Origin of the sequence: Colwellia sp. MB3u-4, assembly GCF_014077065.1 — a bacterium.
GTDB lineage: Bacteria > Pseudomonadota > Gammaproteobacteria > Enterobacterales > Alteromonadaceae > Cognaticolwellia.
Genome location: NZ_JACGVE010000018.1, coordinates 1 through 290, shown reverse-complemented (window position 1 = coordinate 290; position 290 = coordinate 1). Strand labels below are relative to the sequence as shown.

Here is a 290-nt window from a genome sequence, read left to right as displayed (position 1 = left end):
CTGAGGCAAAATGAATTAGCGAACAGATGTTTTAGTGGATATGAAGATATTGTTAATGAATGTAGTCGAGCCTGGAATATTTTTGTTTCAGATGCATCTAGGGTGATAGATCTTTGCTCTAGAGACTGGATAAAAGTGGGAAGTTAATTAATCAAATTGGTATAACTCAAGCTTTATTTATCAAATCCCAGAAAGCAAAAAACCCGTAGCATCAGCTACGGGTCTCTCTAAATAAAAGCCTAGCAATGTCCTACTCTCACATGGGAACTCCCACACTACCATCGGCGCTA

General features: G+C 38.6%; 1 pseudogene. It reads left to right on the top strand.

Annotated features, from left to right (window positions below):
- Window positions 1-147: pseudogene (locus H4J61_RS00080) on the top strand (IS630 family transposase); the annotation flags it as partial.
- Window positions 148-290: the final 143 nt, after the last annotated feature.